This window comes from Agrobacterium sp. 22117, from assembly GCF_052045735.1.
Lineage (GTDB): Bacteria > Pseudomonadota > Alphaproteobacteria > Rhizobiales > Rhizobiaceae > Agrobacterium > Agrobacterium cavarae.
The window spans coordinates 26,223-42,087 of record NZ_JBQEPP010000003.1 but is presented as its reverse complement, the minus strand read 5'-3'; the positions used below and the strand labels follow the sequence as shown (position 1 = coordinate 42,087).

17 protein-coding genes are annotated in these 15,865 nt (G+C 59.1%); 12 read left to right on the top strand and 5 right to left on the bottom strand.

The features are described from left to right. Window positions 1–92 precede the first annotated feature (92 nt). Both ACTJKV_RS08640 and ACTJKV_RS08635 read right to left on the bottom strand, forming a co-directional pair. The gene (locus ACTJKV_RS08640) at window positions 93–848 is read right to left on the bottom strand and encodes an SOS response-associated peptidase (protein WP_274103776.1); all 756 of its coding nucleotides are present in this window, start codon (window positions 846–848) and stop codon (window positions 93–95) included. Window positions 849–852: 4 nt separating this feature from the next. Then, the gene (locus ACTJKV_RS08635; protein ID WP_274103777.1) at window positions 853–1,176 is read right to left on the bottom strand and encodes a YnfA family protein; all 324 of its coding nucleotides are present in this window, start codon (window positions 1,174–1,176) and stop codon (window positions 853–855) included. Between the two features lie 148 nt (window positions 1,177–1,324). On the opposite strand from ACTJKV_RS08635, the gene ACTJKV_RS08630 reads away from it, so the two are divergent. The 10 genes from ACTJKV_RS08630 (at window position 1,325) to ACTJKV_RS08585 (ending at window position 8,165) form a co-directional block, all read left to right on the top strand. After that, window positions 1,325–2,005: a glutathione S-transferase family protein gene (locus ACTJKV_RS08630; protein WP_440598610.1), complete on the top strand. Its 681-nt coding sequence runs from the start codon at window positions 1,325–1,327 to the stop codon at window positions 2,003–2,005. A gap of 36 nt (window positions 2,006–2,041) precedes the next feature. After that, a complete protein-coding gene (locus ACTJKV_RS08625) occupies window positions 2,042–2,464 on the top strand; it encodes an NUDIX hydrolase (protein ID WP_274103779.1) in 423 nt (140 codons plus the stop codon). Between the two features lie 58 nt (window positions 2,465–2,522). Next, window positions 2,523–2,948, top strand: coding sequence for a TIGR02301 family protein (locus ACTJKV_RS08620; protein ID WP_274103780.1), 426 nt, complete (start codon window positions 2,523–2,525; stop codon window positions 2,946–2,948). 105 nt (window positions 2,949–3,053) lie between these two features. Continuing rightward, on the top strand, window positions 3,054–3,311 hold the full coding sequence (locus ACTJKV_RS08615) for a hypothetical protein (protein WP_062425653.1): 258 nt from the start codon (window positions 3,054–3,056) through the stop codon (window positions 3,309–3,311). Between the two features lie 14 nt (window positions 3,312–3,325). Next, window positions 3,326–4,075, top strand: coding sequence for a hypothetical protein (locus tag ACTJKV_RS08610; RefSeq protein ID WP_274103781.1), 750 nt, complete (start codon window positions 3,326–3,328; stop codon window positions 4,073–4,075). A 191-nt stretch (window positions 4,076–4,266) separates the two neighbouring features. Next, window positions 4,267–5,115, top strand: a complete 849-nt coding sequence (gene ygfZ, locus ACTJKV_RS08605) for a CAF17-like 4Fe-4S cluster assembly/insertion protein YgfZ (protein ID WP_274103782.1) — start codon at window positions 4,267–4,269, stop codon at window positions 5,113–5,115. 3 nt (window positions 5,116–5,118) lie between these two features. Further along, window positions 5,119–5,730 (top strand): HD domain-containing protein, encoded by a 612-nt coding sequence (locus ACTJKV_RS08600; protein ID WP_112359585.1) that lies wholly within the window; start codon window positions 5,119–5,121, stop codon window positions 5,728–5,730. Beyond that, window positions 5,727–6,257, top strand: a complete 531-nt coding sequence (locus tag ACTJKV_RS08595) for a tyrosine phosphatase family protein (protein WP_112359584.1) — start codon at window positions 5,727–5,729, stop codon at window positions 6,255–6,257. Before ACTJKV_RS08600 ends, ACTJKV_RS08595 begins: the two co-directional genes overlap by 4 nt. Window positions 6,258–6,322: 65 nt before the next feature. Continuing rightward, the gene (locus ACTJKV_RS08590) at window positions 6,323–7,159 is read left to right on the top strand and encodes a mechanosensitive ion channel family protein (protein ID WP_112359583.1); all 837 of its coding nucleotides are present in this window, start codon (window positions 6,323–6,325) and stop codon (window positions 7,157–7,159) included. A gap of 64 nt (window positions 7,160–7,223) precedes the next feature. Beyond that, a complete protein-coding gene (locus ACTJKV_RS08585; RefSeq protein WP_274103783.1) occupies window positions 7,224–8,165 on the top strand; it encodes a bifunctional helix-turn-helix transcriptional regulator/GNAT family N-acetyltransferase in 942 nt (313 codons plus the stop codon). 39 nt (window positions 8,166–8,204) lie between these two features. Here the strand turns inward: ACTJKV_RS08585 and ACTJKV_RS08580 are convergent, their stop codons facing one another. The 3 genes from ACTJKV_RS08580 to ACTJKV_RS08570 form a co-directional block, all read right to left on the bottom strand. Further along, a complete protein-coding gene (locus ACTJKV_RS08580; protein WP_062437994.1) occupies window positions 8,205–9,023 on the bottom strand; it encodes an ABC transporter permease in 819 nt (272 codons plus the stop codon). Continuing rightward, window positions 9,020–9,808 (bottom strand): ABC transporter ATP-binding protein, encoded by a 789-nt coding sequence (locus ACTJKV_RS08575; protein WP_165807482.1) that lies wholly within the window; start codon window positions 9,806–9,808, stop codon window positions 9,020–9,022. Before ACTJKV_RS08575 ends, ACTJKV_RS08580 begins: the two co-directional genes overlap by 4 nt. A gap of 249 nt (window positions 9,809–10,057) precedes the next feature. Continuing rightward, the gene (locus ACTJKV_RS08570; RefSeq protein WP_440598709.1) at window positions 10,058–11,047 is read right to left on the bottom strand and encodes an ABC transporter substrate-binding protein; all 990 of its coding nucleotides are present in this window, start codon (window positions 11,045–11,047) and stop codon (window positions 10,058–10,060) included. A gap of 335 nt (window positions 11,048–11,382) precedes the next feature. Here ACTJKV_RS08570 and ACTJKV_RS08565 point away from each other — a divergent pair, with 335 nt between their 5' ends. After that, a complete protein-coding gene (locus ACTJKV_RS08565; protein ID WP_274103785.1) occupies window positions 11,383–12,948 on the top strand; it encodes a VOC family protein in 1,566 nt (521 codons plus the stop codon). 98 nt (window positions 12,949–13,046) lie between these two features. After that, window positions 13,047–15,836 carry a DUF2339 domain-containing protein gene (locus tag ACTJKV_RS08560; RefSeq protein ID WP_274103786.1) on the top strand — a complete coding sequence of 930 codons (2,790 nt, stop codon included), beginning with the start codon at window positions 13,047–13,049 and terminating at the stop codon, window positions 15,834–15,836. The last annotated feature ends 29 nt before the right edge of the window (window positions 15,837–15,865 follow it).

The window sequence follows — 15,865 nt, the reverse complement described above, 5'->3', positions numbered from 1 at the left end:
AATGTGGGGCCTGCCGACTTTGCAAGTGGCGCTTTTGGGCGCCATTTTCATTTTCGACGTCAGGACGCCATCTGCAATAAGCGGGTCCGTCGTTAAAACAACGACAGTTGCCCGCTCTTCTCCTTCACCGGAGCAAGAGGTGCCGCCTCCTCTACCGGTGCGATGAGATCAGGACCGACATTGGCGACCTTGTTCACTTTATCCGACACCGGGATCATTTCGAAGAAGTCCTCATCCGCTGCCCGCATCAGGCTCGAAACCTGGCGTGGCTCCTGCGTCTTGCAATCCAGCCAGCGGCTGAAATCCTCCGGCGCAATCACCACCGGCATCCGGTCATGGACACGCGACATCGCCGCGTTGGCGGCAGTGGTGAGGATCGCGCCCGTATCGACTTCCGATCCATCGGCAGAGGACCATGTTTCCATCAATCCGGCAAAGGCGACAATGCCGCCGCGCCTTGGTCTGATGTAATAGGCCTGCGGCTTCCCGCCATCTTCTTTGGCCGGTCGCTTCCATTCGTAAAATCCGCTTGCCGGGATGAGGATGCGGCGGTGGCGCATGGCAGCGCGGAAGGAGGCCTTGCCGATGGCTGTTTCGGAGCGGGCATTGATCAGAAGCGGGAAGGTCTTGGGGTCTTTCACCCAACCCGGCATAAAGCCCCAGCGCACGAGCATGGCCTGACGGTTGGGCAGATTGCTTCCCAACTCCTGCCGTTCACCCTCGACGATGATGAGGATCGGCTGCGTCGGTGCGATGTTGAAACGCGGCGGAAAGTCCTCCAGCCCTATCAGGTCGAGATGGTCGGCAATCTCTTCCGGCGTGGCCTTCAAAACGAAGCGACCGCACATAAGCTTATCCTCTCGGCGCAAACAGAATGAGCGAGGCGCCAGCCAGGCAAACCACGCCGCCCGCCAGATCCCAGCGATCCGGCGCATGACGTTCCACGATCCAAAGCCATAGCAAAGACGCCGCGATATAAATCCCGCCATAGGCAGCATAGGCCCGACCGGCGGCCTCTGTCGGCACAAGCGTCAAAAGCCAGGCGAAGGCCGCAAGCGACACCATCCCAGGTATCAACCACGCCACCGATTTGCCCATGCGCAGCCACACCCAAAAGGCGAAGCAGCCGGCAATTTCAGCAAGCGCTGCCATTGCGTAAACGAGGGTGAGTTTCATGCCTGTTTCCTGCACCTGCTTCCGGCAATATCACGGTGGACTGTTCGAATCCGTCGGCGCATCATAGCGAAAACCACGACCTTCGTGCATTCTCCTTAAGCCTTCCGAGCATCCAGCCACAGTTTCCTTCACCTCAAGAAGAGGTTACATGACCCTGAAGCTCTATATGCATCCCCTCTCGTCCTTCTGCCACAAGGTGCTTGTGGCGCTTTACGAAAACGGCACATCTTTTGAGTCGGTTATCGTCGATTTCTCCAATTCTGATTCAAGAGCGGCGTTCTTCGAGAAATCGCCGATGGGGAAGATGCCGGTGCTGCAGGATATGAAATCCAACGTAACGCTGCCGGAAAGCAGCATCATCATCGAGTATATCGATACCCATTATCCGAGTGATTGCGGCCTCCTCCCGCAAGATGCGGACAAACAGCTCCAGGTGCGGCTCTGGGACCGGTTTTTCGACCTCTACATCCACCAGCCTATGCAACGTATTGTTGGGGAACGTCTGCGTCCCGAAGGTTCTCTTGACCCGCATGGCGTGTCAGAGGCGCATGCGACCATCGACAAGGCCTACGGCGTTCTCGAGCAACACCTCGCAGGCCGCCAATGGGTTGCGAGCACGACGTTTTCGATGGCGGATTGCGCAGCCGTCCCGGCGCTCTTCTACGGGTCGATCGTTCATCCGTTCAACGATGACCTTGGAAACACCCATGACTACTTCGAGCGGCTGGTTTCGCGGCTCTCCGTCAAGCGGGTCATTGATGAGGCGCGGCCTTATTTTCAGTATTTTCCCTATCGGGAGACGATGCCGCCACGTTTCCTGCAAGGTTGACTGCATAATAAGATGCAGATTCTTGAAGGAAACCGCATGCTTCGTCCCCAGCCCGCATCTTCCGCCATCATCAAGCGTGGCGACCGATTGTTGCTGGTGCGTCGTATCAACCCCCCATCGCAGGATATGTTCGCCTTTCCGGGCGGCCGCGGCGAGCCTGGCGAGACACCGGCGGATACTGCCCTTCGCGAGTTGCAGGAGGAGACCGGTATCGTCGCCCGTCATCCAAAGCTTTTCGCCACCTATGATCTGCCGTCGCGCGACAGCGCGGGGCAGCTGACGAGCCACTTCCTGCTCTCGGTATTCCTGGTGGAAGCGGATGAGCAGGCTGCGGCCCTTGCTGCGGACGATGCGGCCGATGCCGGGTGGTTTACACTGGAGGAAATACGCCGCCTTCCCGCACCCGAAACTGTCGTCGAATGCGCCGAGCGCCTTTTAGGCCAGTTGCATGAACAGTAGAATCACAGCTATCTGGACGAGGTGTGTCACGAGTCGATATTGGGTTGCGCGTAAAGTCATGGGTCGACGGATTTGTTTTTTGTCAGCACTGTTGGTGAGCGTGGCCATGCCCGTTTCCTCCTATGCTGCCAGCCAAAAACCGCCGCAGCCTCCTGCCCCGCCACCTCAGGAAAGCAAGCCAGCGCCCTATGACGACAAGCTGGCGCGGCTGTCGGAAATTCTGGGTGCGGTGCAATATCTGCGCACGCTCTGCCCCTCCACGGGGCCGCAGGAATGGCGCAAGGCGATGGGCGATATTCTGGCGGCGGATACGGCAAACGAGCCGCAGCGCAAGCAGCGAATGACCGCCGCATTCAACCGCGGATATCGCACCTTTGCCGCCGTCCATACCAGTTGCACGCCTGCCGCACTCTTGGCAGAAGAGAAATACCGTAACGAAGGCGCAACACTCGCACAAGAAATCACGTCCCGCTTCGGAAATTAGAGGATTGTTAACCTCTTTTCGCCGTGGGGCGTGCCGTTTTGATAAAAGACTGTTAGAGTTGTTAACAGGGTGGTAACGACTTGAACGCCCTGTCGAGGATGAAATATGCAAACGAGCCGTAACGAAATCCACGATATGATCGCGCATGAAAAGATGCAGGTCGCTCTGGAACATCAAAACGAAGCCTGGGCCGATGGTATGGCCGATGGCATCGAGCCGGAGATCATCGCAGATGCCGCTATTGCCTTGGCCATGCGCGAAACCATTCGCATGCATGGCGAAGCCGGCGCAGAGGCCATGCTCGAATCACTGCGCCAGCGCATGCTCGCCGGCGAATTTTCCCCGCAGCGGATCATCCAGTAAGCGGGAGTTTATCGATGCTGTTTTTCCGTCATGACACCGCGCGGTCTTCCGCCGCGTTTGCTGCTGTTTTTTCTGTCGTGGTTTCCGCCACAGCCCTGCCGCACTCGGCCTTTGCTCTCTCTGAGTTGAAGCCTGGCCCATCCGGCCAGACCGAACAGGCCCAGGCATCCGAAGCGCCCAAGGCGTCGGAACCGGCGCAGGTCGACGAGGGTCCCGATGGCATTCCGATGCCGGATCCGTTGGTGAACCGCCAGGGCGGACAACAGCAGGCCGCACCAGAGCAGAACGATGCGCCGCAGATTTCCGCACAGATCGAGCATGATATCAGCAAGGCGCCGGAGCCTGTGCGTCGTCTGCGTCAGTTGATCATTGACGCGGCCTCCACCGGCGACATCGAAAAGCTGCGCCCACTGATCAACGCCGGTCCGAACCAGACACGCGTTGACGGCGAAGGAAACGATCCGATCGCTGCGCTGAAGAGCTTCTCTGGCGATCCGGAAGGCCTGGAAGTGCTGGCGATCATCCTCGACCTGCTCTCCACCGGCTACGCCCGTGTGGATGCCGGCACGCCGGACGAGATGTATGTCTTCCCCTACTTCGCTGGCAAGTCGCTCACCACACTGACCAAGCCGGAAAAGGTGGACCTGCTACGCATCATCACCGCCGGGGATCTGGCGGACATGCAGGAATACGGCAATTACAGCTTCTATCGCATCGGCATCTCACCCGACGGACAGTGGAAGTTTTTCGGCGCTGGCGACTGATCGGGCACCCGACCAGACTCAGGCGCTTGCCCTTGCGCAGCAAAAATCCTAACTCTAGAGCGTCCCCTTTTCGTGCTTTCGGGCCAACAGGGGACGCTCTCAGTTTTTAAAGCCACGCAGCGTGCTTTTCCGAAGATCGATCCCGATTTCAAGCCGATGCTGTGGGGTGAACCCAGCCGAACGGTAGTGCCATGTCCTCCGCATTTTTAGCCACCCGTCGTTTCATCCGCATCGGCGGCGAAGCCGCGTCCGACTTCCTGCAAAATCTGATCACGACAGATCTGGAATTGCTTGGACCGACAGAAGCGCGCGCAGGCGCCCTGTTGACTCCGCAGGGGAAGATCCTGTTCGACTTTCTGGTTTCGCGCGACGGGACGGATTATCGCCTGGAAACGAGTGTGGACCAACAGGAAGCACTGCTGCGCCGTCTCACCATGTACAAGCTGCGCGCCGCAGTCGATCTCAAAGCCGAAGACATCGACGGTGTCAGTGTCTACTGGGACGAAGAGGCACCGAAGCACGGTGTCACCGACGGTCGCTTTGCCAAGGCTGGCGTAACGCTCTATCGCGTGCCTGGACAATCCGCCGATGGCGATGTTTCTGATTATGACGCCCTGCGCATCGCCAACGGAATTGCCGAGTCAGGGTGCGACTACGCGCTTCAGGATGCCTTTCCGCATGATGTGCTGATGGATGTGAATGACGGTGTGTCCTTCAGAAAAGGCTGCTTTGTCGGACAGGAAGTCGTCTCGCGCATGAAACATCGCGGCACGGCGCGCCGGCGCGTCGTCCTTGTCTCTGCAGCGAGCGCCCTTCCGCCTTCCGGTAACGAGATCATGGCAGGCGGCAAACCGATGGGAGCCCTCGGCACCGTCACCGGCAACCAAGGCCTTGCCATCATCCGTGTCGACCGGGTTGCGGACGCTATGGCATCAGGCAGTGTGATGACCGCTGGAGACACGACCGTCACCGTCGCTCTGCCGGCCTGGACCGGCCTGAGCTTTCCTTCCGTCGATCCGCTTGCTGGCGCCGAGGATTAAGCGGTGGCACCTTCCAAGGCTCCGCGTGCATGGCAACGCATGCTGTCCGGCAGGCGTCTCGACCTTCTCGATCCCTCTCCTCTCGATGTCGAACTTGCCGATATCGCTCATGGTCTGGCGCGCGTGGCGCGTTGGAACGGGCAGACGCGTGGCGACCATGCGTTCTCTGTGGCGCAGCATAGTCTCATCGTCGAAGCGATTTTCTATCATCTGAACGCCTCCGCTTCGCCGGACGATATGCTGATGGCACTGCTGCACGATGCGCCGGAATATGTGATCGGCGACATGATCTCTCCTTTCAAATCCGTTGTCGGCGGCGGCTACAAGAGTGTGGAAGCCCGGCTGGAAGCCGCCATCCACCTGCGCTTTTCGCTGCCGCCTCACCCCACACGAGAGCTGAAAGACCGCATCAAGAAGGCGGACACGGTCGCGGCCTTCTTCGAGGCGACGGAGCTTGCTGGCTTTTCGCTCGCGGAAGCCCAGAAATTCTTCGGCCTGCCGCGCGGCATCAGCCGTGACATGATCGCGATCGATCCGGTTCCGGCACTTGAGGCGCAACGCCGTTTCATCGAACGCTTCGAGGCCATCGAAGCACTGCGCAAGGCTTCATCATGACTGCAATCGTCGTCTCGCCCCTCTCCCGCATCGGAGAAATGGCCGTGCGCCACAAGGCGCGTGAAATGATCACTCTGATTGCGAAGGAGCAGGCCTTTCATCGCCCAGCCGTGATAGCTGCCGAGCGGCATCTGACGCTTCAGATGAACGACATCGCCTTCAAGGGGAACGATACGCTGATCGCGCCGGATGACGCCCATGTTCTGCGGCTGATCGAATTTGCCCGGGAATGGGATCAGTCCGTGCCGCTTCTGATCCATTGCTGGATGGGCGTGTCCCGGTCGCCTGCAGCGGCGGTTGTTGCCGCACTTGCGCTCTATCCGGATCAGGATGAAACGGCGCTTGCACGGCGGCTTCGAACCGTGTCGCCTTATGCCACGCCCAATGCCCGCATCATCGAAATCGGCGACAGGCTGCTTGACCGAAAGGGTCGATTGGTGAGCGCAATCAAGGCGATCGGCCGTGGTGCCGATACCGATGGGAACGTCCCCTTCGTCCTGCCGGTGACCGACATGGGCTCGATTTAGCGGGAACCCGAGCCGGGACCCATCGTTACCAATCCTGAAACGGAAAGATCATCAAGGGACGATCCATGGAACAACAGGCAACGGATATCATCGTGGCATCACAGGCCGCGCTCAGGCAGGCGAGCGCCTTGGCGGTGCAATATTCCTTCTCCGTCATCGGCGCACTCATTCTTCTCATCATTGGCTGGCTGGCCGCGGCATTTCTTCAGCGCTGGGCGTTCCAGGGTCTTTCCCGCATTCGCGGCTTCGACGCGACGCTTGCCGGCTTCTTCGCTGGCGCCATCCGCTATGTGGTGCTCATTCTGGTCATGGTCATGGTGCTTGGCCAGTTCGGCGTTCAGACCGCTTCCATTCTCGCAGCACTCGGTGCCGCAGGTCTTGCCATCGGTCTGGCACTGCAGGGCACGTTGCAGAATATCGCAGCTGGCATCATGCTGCTTGTCCTTCGTCCGTTTCGCGTCGGCGAGTATATCGAAACGAGTGCTGTCTCCGGCAGCATCATCGAAATCGGTCTCTTTGCTACTGAGCTCAAGACCAGCGACGGCCTCTATCGCCTTGCGCCAAATTCGACGCTTTGGAACGTGCCAATCACCAATCACAGCCGTTTCCCAACCCGTCGCCACGAATTGAGCGTGACGGTGCCAAAGGGTGAGAGCATTGCCGAGACGCAGGACATGCTGCTGCAAATTGCTCGGGGTGACAGCCGCGTGCTGCTAGACCCGGCACCCGCAACCTTCGTCGATACAGCCAGTGCCGATAGCGCGACTGTCAAATTGCGTTATTGGGCGCAGAGCTCAAACTGGTTTGCGACAACACGGGATATGACGAAGGCATTGAAGCTCGCTTTCGATGAGCGCGCTGCAAAGGTCCAGGCGGAAGAGGGATCTACCCCTACGCCCTGATCCTTGACACTGTCCAGACAATCAGAATAAGGTTGCATATTGCAACTAATCCCGGTTTTCTGTCATGGCGTCATCCGAACTGATTGTTGATGAAATCCGTATCCACTCCCGCAAGATGGTGCGGGAGCTTGGTTTTACCGGTCGGGGCTTTGCAGGTACCGACCTGTCACCGTCATCCGTTCACGCTCTTCTGGAGATCGATAAAGGCGATGTGGCAGCGCGTGACATTGGCGATGCTCTGCATATGGATAAATCGAGCGTCAGCAGAATGCTTCGCAAGCTGATCGATGCGGGCTGGGTGGCAGAAGACCCCGGCGAGACAGACAATCGGGTCAAACGTCTCTCTCTGACATCCGCCGGAAAACGTCAGGTTGGCCAGATCAATCATTTTGCCCGGCAACAGGTGCGAGCTGCAATCGAGCGACTGACCCCGGAGCAGCGCCACATCGTCTCGAACGGTTTGCGCCTTTATGGCGAAGCGTTGGCCCAGACACACACGCCTGCCGCCATTTCCATCCAGTCGGGCTACAGGCCCGGGATCATGGCGCGCATCACTGAATTGCACGCGCTTTTTTACGCCAGAACAGCCGGCTTTGGACAGGCATTCGAGTCTGTGGTCGCCGCCGGTCTGGCCGAATTCGGATATCGTCTCGGCAATCCGAAAAACGCTATCTGGACGGCCGTTCGAGACGGCCAGATCATTGGTTCCATCGCGATCGATGGTGACGATATGGGGTCGGGAAAAGCGCATTTGCGCTGGTTCATCGTCGATGATTCAGCGCGAGGCAGCGGCGTTGGAAAACAGCTTCTCGACACCGCTCTCGCCTTTGTGGACGCTCAGAGCTTTACAGAGACGCATCTTTGGACCTTTTCCGGCCTGGAGGCTGCCCGCCATCTCTATGAGAGCCGCAGCTTCAGTCTTGCCGAGGAGCGCCCTGGATCGCAATGGGGCAGCAAGGTTTTGGAGCAGAGGTTCGTCAGACCAGCGAAACCTGAGGGACGGTAAACCAACACCGCCCGCCCGCGCCTCTTCTCTCTTCCTGCCTCACTGCCCCATAGTGGAGCGGTGCGCCCATCCGGTCATGCGTTTTTCCACCCAAGCCATGATGGCATACATGACGATGCCTTCGACCGCGAGCATGAGCAGGCCGGCGAACACCAGTGGTACGTTGAACTGGCTCTGGGCCGAACTCATCATGTTGCCGAGGCCATAGTTGGACGCCACAGTCTCGGACACGACGGAGCCGACGAAGGCAAGCGTGATGGCGATCTTCAGTGAGCCGAAGAAATAGGGCATGCAGCGCGGAATGCCGACTTTCAGCATGATGTCCATCTTCTTGGCACCGAGCGCGCGCAGCACATCCTCGGTTTCCGGCTCGATGGTGGCAAGACCGGTCGCGACATTGACGACGATGGGGAAGAAGGAAATCAGAAAGGCCGTCAGCACGGCTGGCACCGTTCCGATGCCGAACCAGATGACGAGCACTGGAACAAGCGCCACTTTGGGGATGGCATTGAAGCCGATCATCAATGGATAGAGACCTGCATAGATGGTTTTCGACCAGCCTATGAAGAGGCCAATGCCAAGGCCCGCGACCACCGCAATGGCGAAGCCGAGCGTCGTCGTATAGAGCGTCTGCAGCGAGTTTTTCCAGATCGGCGACCAGTATTGGACCACGGCCTGCCCCACCCGGGTGGGTGATGGCAGCACGGTCTGCGGCATCTTCAGCGCATAGACCAGCAGTTCCCAGGCGACGAAGAGCGCCAGCGTATAGAGCCATGGCGCTGCCTTGACCCAATTGACGCGGGCGATCAATGGCTTTGGTGGCGTTGCTACGACCTGGCCTTCGACAACCGCACTCATGCCGCTACCCTCGCCTGAGCGATTTCGCCGTGCAGTTCCTGAACCATGTCGTTGAAGCCTTTTTCATACATGAGGGACAGTTGGCGCGGCCGCTCGAATGGTACGCGGTGTTCCGCCAGCACCCTGCCCGGCCTTGCGCTCATCACGAAAATCTTGTCGGCCAGGAAGACTGCCTCGCGCAAATCATGGGTGACGAGAATGATCGTCACGCGCTGGACCGCATGAAGATCGCGGATGACGCACCACAGTTCCTCACGGGTGAAGGCATCGAGAGCGCCGAACGGCTCGTCCAACATCAAAAGTTCCGGCTCATGGATGAGCGCGCGGCAAAGATTGGCGCGCTGCTGCATACCGCCGGAAAGCTGCCACGGGTACTTCGATCCGAAGCCTTTCAGCCCGACGATCTCTAGCAGCCGTTCGGCTTTGGCGACATACTCCGCCTTATGGGCGCGCAGCCTGCGGCGGTGCTTCTCGACGATCTCAAGCGGCAGAAGGATGTTTTCAAGCGTGGTGCGCCACGGCAGCATGGTGGGGTTCTGGAAGGCCATGCCGACGATGGAGACGGGTTCGGTCACCTGTTTGCCGCCGACGATCACATTGCCACGCTGGGGAATGTGCAGCCCGGTCACGAGTTTCATCAGCGTCGATTTTCCGCAGCCCGATGGGCCGACCACGGCTGCGAATTCTCCGCGATCCACCGTCAGCGCCAGGTTCGAAACGGCGAGCGTTCCCGAAGCGCCGCCATAGCGCATGTCGACGCCGTCGATTTCCACCAGATGAGCCATATCTCCAAGTTCCTGTTATATTTCAAAATGCGTGATGGCCGCCCATGCGAGGGACGAACTCCATGGAGCGATCGGCCCCATGGATGGATGCTCCGGGGCGCGCCCGAGCATGACGAACGTTAAGTCGTCTTATTCTAAAGCGCGTCGCGATCTTTCAGAGTCGCTGCTCGCGCTTTAGGTCCTTGTTTATCGCGGTCGTCATCGCAAAACCGATGCACAGTTTTGCGTAAGCTATGCATCAGGCCGCCGTTATGGCAGCATGCGCTCTTCCTTGGGCGGCAGGTAGCTTGCGTCGAAAACCTGTTCAGCCTTGACGTTGCCCTTGAGGCCGATTGAAACCTTCAGCGTCTCCATGGATGCCGCAAGGCGTGCCGGATCGACGCCACCCATGCCGTTTTCGATCACGTAGGGCGTCTTGATGTTCATCGAATTTGCCATGTTGAGGCGCTGCAATTCGATGTCAGGGTTCAGCGTTTCGTTGCGCTTCAGAACTGCAGCAACGCCTTCTTCCGGGTTCTTGACGGCATCGGCAAAGCCCTTGGCAAGCGCCTTGAGGAAGCCTTTCACCGCTTCCGGATTTTCTTTTGCAAAATCAGTGTTTACCAGCACGGCGTTGCCATACAGATTCAAGCCATGCTCTGCCATCAGGATCGTGGCGATATCGTCGTCGGAGATGCCTTGCGCCTTCAGGTTCAGGATCACCGAGAAGGCGAAACCGAAGACGGCATCGACATCACCCTTTGCCAACATCGGTTCGCGCACCGGAAAGCCGATGGACTGGATGGTGATCTTGCTATCATCGATCTTGGCGACTTCCTTGAACGCCTTCCACTGGGCGAAGGCGCCATCCGGCGGTGGTGCGCCAAGCTTCTTGCCTTCCAGCGACTTCGGGTCTTCCGTGACGCCCAAGGACTTGCGCCCGACAACTGCGAAGGTCGGCCGCTCATAGACCATGTAAACGGCCTTCACCTTCTGCGTTGGATCTCCGTCGAGAAACTTCATGATGGAATTGATATCGCCGAAGCCCATCTGGTAGGCGCCGGTTGCAACCCGTGGAATGGCTTCGACGGAGCCGTTGCCGCTATCGATGGTGACATCCAGGCCCTCGGCCTTGAAATATCCCTTATCGAGCGCGAGCAGAAAGCCTGCGGACGGGCCTTCGAATTTCCAGTCGAGCGTGAATTTGATCGGCGTATCGGCGAAAGCTGCAATGGGTGCGACGGAGATGCCAGCGAACATGGATAGAGCGGCTAAAGCCGCTGTCTTTGAAAACAGCCTTCGCGTGAACATTCAGAAATTTTCCTCTGGAGGTTTTTTTGTGTCGTTGCCGTCATACAAACCAATTTCATTCCTAATGGCAAGAACTAATAGCTTATAAATTGCGCAAATTTTATTCTGACTATTTTTTAATCTTTTTAGGCTTGGGCTTGAGGCATCTCGCCGATTGAATAGGCGAAACATAGATGTCGTACTGGCAGTGCTAAGGATATGAACACATCGTTCTTCCGCTCATGGATTGCGGAATCCACCGAGACGATGAAAATGGCAGCATCAACGACAGTCCGGAGAGACGCATGACATCGGCCCTTGGCATCCACCACATCACCATGATCACGCGGAAAGTTCAGGCAAATGTGGATTTCTATGCGGGTTTCCTCGGACTGCGACTTGTCAAGCGAACAGCCGGCTTCGAAGACGCCATGCAACTCCACCTGCTTTACGGCGACTATGCCGCCTCCCCCGGATCACTGATGACCTTCCTTGTCTGGGAGGATGGCGGACAGGGGCGCGTCGGCTACGGACAGACGCTGGAGGTGTCTCTGGCCATCGATCCCGCGAGCATCGGCTTCTGGCTCACGCGCGCCTTGCAGGCGGGCGTCCATACCGAAGGACCGATGGAGGAGTTCGGCGAGCCTGTCATCCGGTTGAAGGATCCGGACGGCATCATCATCAAGCTTGTCGGCACCGGCGCCTTTCCTGAAGCCCAGCCGCATGATGCGCCCGGCATTCCGCTGGAACACGCCATCCGTCGCATTCGTGGCGCTACCGTCCTGAGCGAGGTACCGGAAGAGACCGAAAGCTTCCTCTCCAACTATTTCGGCTACGCGCGCCAGGACAAACAGGGCGCAATCCGCCGCATGTCGTCCGAAGCCGGCGACATTATTGACGTCCGCGATGCAACGGGCTTCTGGTCCAGTGCGCCGGGCACAGGCACCGTGGACCACATCGCCTTTCGTGCCAAGGACATGGATGAACTGGACGAGACGCTCAAGCGGCTGAAGTCCCTGAACTCTTCCACCACCAATGCGCATGACCGAAAATATTTTCACTCGCTCTATGTCCGCGAGCCGGGCGGCGTGCTGATCGAGATGGCGACCGACGCGCCGGGCATGACCATCGACGAGCCGCTGGAAAGGCTCGGCGAGGAACTGTTCATTCCGCCGCTTTTCATGCGCGACGAGGAAGACGTGCGCGTGGCGCTGCCGCAATTTTCCATGCCGGGAGAGGAGCGCGTCATCTACCGCGACCTGCCCTTCATCCATCGTTTTCACACGCCTGCGGACCCTGATGGCAGCACCATTGTCCTGCTTCACGGTACGGGCGGCAGCGAGACCAGCTTGATGGCACTGGCACATCGGGCCAATCCCAACGCCACGCTGCTCGGCGTTCGCGGCCGGAGCACGGAAGAAGATGTGGCACGCTGGTTCCGGCGCTTTGGCGATCTCAACTTCGACCAGAAAGATATTGCTGCTGAAGCCGAAGCCTTCGCCGCATTCATGGAAGGCGCGGCCAAGTCTTATGGCATTGATCGCGCCAAGCTGCGCTTCATCGGCCATTCCAACGGGGCAAACTTCCTCGCCGCCTTCTTTGCCCTCCATCCCGATTGGGCGGCCGATGCCTTGCTGCTTAGACCGATGCCGGTTCTGGAACATTGGCCTGTCGTGGATTTAGCCTCCAAACACTTCCTGCTGGCTGCCGGGGAGACAGATCGCCATCGCGACAAGGCCCATGCGCTTGCCGACATTCTGAAAGGCAGCGGCGCCGAGGTGGAGGTCAGGGTTCTGCCGAACAATCACGACCTTGGATTTGAAGACGTCGAACTGGCCAAGGAATGGATCGCGGCGCACGCGGCCAATTAGGCGCCTAGAACGACCGCGGTGGGAACCAAAAGACGCCAAGACGCTTGCAGATGCCGCAATAAAAGGCTTTAAAAAACAGAGCTATACGCGGAGTGCTTATGACATCTTTCCTGCTGCTTCTTATCGTCGGCTATGTCGTTGCGTTTTTCTACACGCTGAGCGCCAGCATCAAGAACTCCCGACGCCTCGCAGAGCTTGAAAAGGAAATGTCCAGCCTCAAGGCCCAGATGGCGGCGGGTGTCGTGCCGGTTGCCAGTTCCGCCGAGGCTGACGAGCAACTGCAGGAAGCAGTAGACGTGGCCGCTGAAAGCGCGGCGCCACCAGCTTTGCAAACTGAAGCTGCTGAAGCGGAGCAAAACGTCATACCGCCGCCGCTGCCAATTCCGTCAAAGACAAAGGACCTTAGACAGGAAGACGCTGTTTCCGCCCACGCTACAACCACCCAGGCGACCCCGAAGGAAAGCTTCGAAAGCAGACTTGGTGCGCGTTGGGCTGTCTGGCTCGGAGGCATCACGCTTGGGCTCGGCGGCATATTGCTAGTCAAATACTCCATCGAAAACGGCCTGCTGAGCCCCGCTGTGCGGCTTGCCATGGCGGCCCTCTTCGGCCTTCTGCTTGCTGCTGCTGGCGAAGCCATCCGCCGCCGGGCCGTTCCAGGCATTGCGGCCGCCTATTCCAACGCCATGATCCCTGGCGTATTGACAGCCGCCGCCTCTCTGACCCTCTTCGGTGTGGTCTTTGCCGCCTATGGCATCTACGAGTATATCGGACCGACGACGGCTTTCGTCCTGCTTGCGCTGGTGGCTTTCGCCACACTCGGACTGTCGCTGCTTCACGGGCAAGCGCTCGCAGGGCTCGGGCTCTTCGGCTCGATGATCACGCCCGCTCTTATTGTTACCGAGACGCCGAACATCTGGGCGCTCTTCGGCTTCCTCACCGTCTCAAGGGTGGCAACGGCGCTAGCAGCGCGGTACCAGCGATGGAAGGTCGTGCCCGCTCTCGCCGATATTGGCCTTGGCCTTTGGGCTGTCGGCTACACCATGGCGTCGAACACGGTTCTTGCCGAGCCTGTCATGTTCGCGCTTCTCGCGATGATCGCGGGCTTGATCTGGATCTGGCCTGGCAAAGTCTACGAGCATGTCGCAGATAAAAAACCGCTTGTGACCGAGGGGGATGCTGCGAAACCCGCAAACCATCTTCTTGCATTCCTGGCAAGGCCGCCGCTCGCGATCAATCTCACCGCCTCGCTTGCGATCGTTCTCACCGCACTTGCCATGCTGGCCAGCAGCGCCGGCATCAGCATGCACCCGGCTGTCGTCGTTGCTGTGCTCATCATCGGGCTTGCGGCGCTGGGTGCCGGCCGCCTCAATGCGGTGTGGCCCGCCATCTTCGCTTCGCTCGCAGCACTTGGCTGCGCCAATATCCTGGCGCAAAACAACCTCGAATTCCTGTCGACCTTTGGCAGCGTCGCAACACCTGCCTCCATCGCCGTCGATCAAAGCCTTCAGGCTTCGATCACCCGCATCATGGGCATCGTCTTCCTCCTGTTTGCCGTGGAAGCCATACGGCGCAGAACACCGAGGGCCGCGGGTTTTGGCACACTCTGGGCGTTGATCGGCTCCATCGTTCCCGTCGGACTCGGCGTCATCAGTTTCGTGGAATACGGCAATCTGACGCGGGACTGGCTGCACGCGGCCTATGGCCTGGCGATCGGTATTGTTCTCTTTGGCGCTGCCTATCGTTTCGACAGAAGCTCTGAGCCTGCCTTCCAGCGGCCCGTCAATATTCTCGTTGTCGGCTCGTTCCTCGGCTTCCTGTTGACGATCCATGCCCTGACAAACGGGCTCGCGACCACCATCCTTATCCCGCTTCTCGGCTTTATCGACGTTCTTGGAACGCGGCGTCGTTCCTGGCCGGCTCTCGCCTGGGTCATGGCGCTTGCACTTGTGATCGTGCTTGGCAGGATTGCCTGGGAGCCGACGATCGTCGGTCCGCAGAACCTCGGTACCACGCCCGTCTTCAATGCGCTTCTTGCAGGCTATGGCGTTCCTGCCCTGCTTGCCGTGGTCTCGGCATGGCTGTTGCGCCACTCACCCGATCTCCGCGTCCGAAACTTCCTGCAGGCTCTTGCAAGCCTGATGGTGTTGTTGACGCTGGCGATCCTCGTGCGGCACGCGATGAATGGCGGCGTGTTGAACGACGCGGTGCCGACACTCGGCGAACAGTCGATCTACACGCTGCTGACGATCGGCATGTCCGGTGTGCTGATGACGCTCGACATGAAAAGCCCAAGCCCGATCTTCCGTTACGGCTCGATGCTCGCTGGCTGCCTTGCGATCGTCAATGTGCTGGTTGCGCATTTCTTTGTGCTGAACCCCTACTTTACCGGCGAGAACACCGGACGCTGGCCGTTCTTCAACCTGCTTCTCATCGGCTACCTGCTGCCGGGCGCGGCCTATGCGGGACTTGCTTTTTATGCCCGAGGCAAACGCCCTCAGCCTTATGTTGCCTTGCTCGCGCTTGCGGGCGCAGTCCTTGGCTTTGCCTGGGCAACGTTATCGGTGCGCCGCTTTTGGCAAGGAGAAAACATTGCGGACTGGAAAGGCTTCCTGCAGGGAGAGACCTACAGCTATTCCGTCGTCTGGCTCGCCATCGGCGTGCTGCTCCTGGCGCTCGGCTCGCGCTTCGATGCCAAGAGCCTGCGTCTCGCCTCCGCTGCGCTGGTGCTGCTTGCCGTCGCCAAGGCGTTCCTCATCGACATGAGCAATCTGGAAGGCGTGTTGCGCGCCCTCTCCTTCATCGGACTTGGCGTCGTGCTGATCGGCATCGGCCTCTTCTACCAGAAGATCCTGACGGCCAAGCCGAAGGATGCCGCGGCGCAGCAGTGATTGCGCCGCTGCCTCACCCGCTCTAAAAC

Excerpts from the sequence above, each read along its gene's own strand:
- ACTJKV_RS08635 (WP_274103777.1), bottom strand. The coding sequence starts at position 1,176 with ATGAAACTCACCCTCGTTTACGCAATGGCAGCGCTTGCTGAAATTGCC.
- ACTJKV_RS08580 (WP_062437994.1), bottom strand. The coding sequence starts at position 9,023 with ATGAGTGCGGTTGTCGAAGGCCAGGTCGTAGCAACGCCACCAAAGCCA.
- ygfZ (WP_274103782.1), top strand. The coding sequence starts at position 4,267 with ATGTCCTCCGCATTTTTAGCCACCCGTCGTTTCATCCGCATCGGCGGC.
- ACTJKV_RS08565 (WP_274103785.1), top strand. The coding sequence starts at position 11,383 with ATGACATCGGCCCTTGGCATCCACCACATCACCATGATCACGCGGAAA.
- ACTJKV_RS08575 (WP_165807482.1), bottom strand. The coding sequence starts at position 9,808 with ATGGCTCATCTGGTGGAAATCGACGGCGTCGACATGCGCTATGGCGGC.
- ACTJKV_RS08610 (WP_274103781.1), top strand. The coding sequence starts at position 3,326 with ATGCTGTTTTTCCGTCATGACACCGCGCGGTCTTCCGCCGCGTTTGCT.
- ACTJKV_RS08585 (WP_274103783.1), top strand. The coding sequence starts at position 7,224 with ATGGCGTCATCCGAACTGATTGTTGATGAAATCCGTATCCACTCCCGC.
- ACTJKV_RS08560 (WP_274103786.1), top strand. The coding sequence starts at position 13,047 with ATGACATCTTTCCTGCTGCTTCTTATCGTCGGCTATGTCGTTGCGTTT.
- ACTJKV_RS08625 (WP_274103779.1), top strand. The coding sequence starts at position 2,042 with ATGCTTCGTCCCCAGCCCGCATCTTCCGCCATCATCAAGCGTGGCGAC.
- ACTJKV_RS08590 (WP_112359583.1), top strand. The coding sequence starts at position 6,323 with ATGGAACAACAGGCAACGGATATCATCGTGGCATCACAGGCCGCGCTC.
- ACTJKV_RS08570 (WP_440598709.1), bottom strand. The coding sequence starts at position 11,047 with ATGTTCGCTGGCATCTCCGTCGCACCCATTGCAGCTTTCGCCGATACG.
- ACTJKV_RS08615 (WP_062425653.1), top strand. The coding sequence starts at position 3,054 with ATGCAAACGAGCCGTAACGAAATCCACGATATGATCGCGCATGAAAAG.
- ACTJKV_RS08630 (WP_440598610.1), top strand. The coding sequence starts at position 1,325 with ATGACCCTGAAGCTCTATATGCATCCCCTCTCGTCCTTCTGCCACAAG.
- ACTJKV_RS08620 (WP_274103780.1), top strand. The coding sequence starts at position 2,523 with ATGGGTCGACGGATTTGTTTTTTGTCAGCACTGTTGGTGAGCGTGGCC.
- ACTJKV_RS08640 (WP_274103776.1), bottom strand. The coding sequence starts at position 848 with ATGTGCGGTCGCTTCGTTTTGAAGGCCACGCCGGAAGAGATTGCCGAC.
- ACTJKV_RS08595 (WP_112359584.1), top strand. The coding sequence starts at position 5,727 with ATGACTGCAATCGTCGTCTCGCCCCTCTCCCGCATCGGAGAAATGGCC.